The sequence below is a fragment of the Cellulomonas sp. GbtcB1 genome, assembly GCF_019091725.1.
GTDB lineage: Bacteria > Actinomycetota > Actinomycetes > Actinomycetales > Cellulomonadaceae > Cellulomonas.
In genome coordinates this window covers 1-243 of sequence record NZ_JAGXJG010000448.1, presented here as the reverse complement: position 1 = coordinate 243, position 243 = coordinate 1, and the positions used below count along the sequence as shown (strand labels likewise).

Here is a 243-nt window from a genome sequence, read left to right as displayed (position 1 = left end):
CTCGCCCGCGGAGAACGACCGGCGGGTGACCGGGGGGTCGCGGTGGAACATCGGGCCCTGGAGCAGGTCGGAGCCGATCGCCTGGGCGGTCTCGAGCCGCTCGGTGGTGTCGGTGTGCTCGGCGACGACGGTCGCGCCGGCGGGGTGCGCGCGGGCGACGAGCTCGGCGCAGTGGTCGGCGCCGCGCTGCAGGGCGACCTTGACGATCTGCACCCGGTCCAGGAGCCGGTCCTGGGCCAGCGA

At 76.1% G+C, this 243-nt stretch carries 1 protein-coding gene; it reads right to left on the bottom strand.

The window, feature by feature from the left end:
- A partial coding sequence (locus KVT14_RS20990; RefSeq protein WP_217617355.1) for an EAL domain-containing protein occupies nt 1-243 on the bottom strand: 243 nt, incomplete at both ends.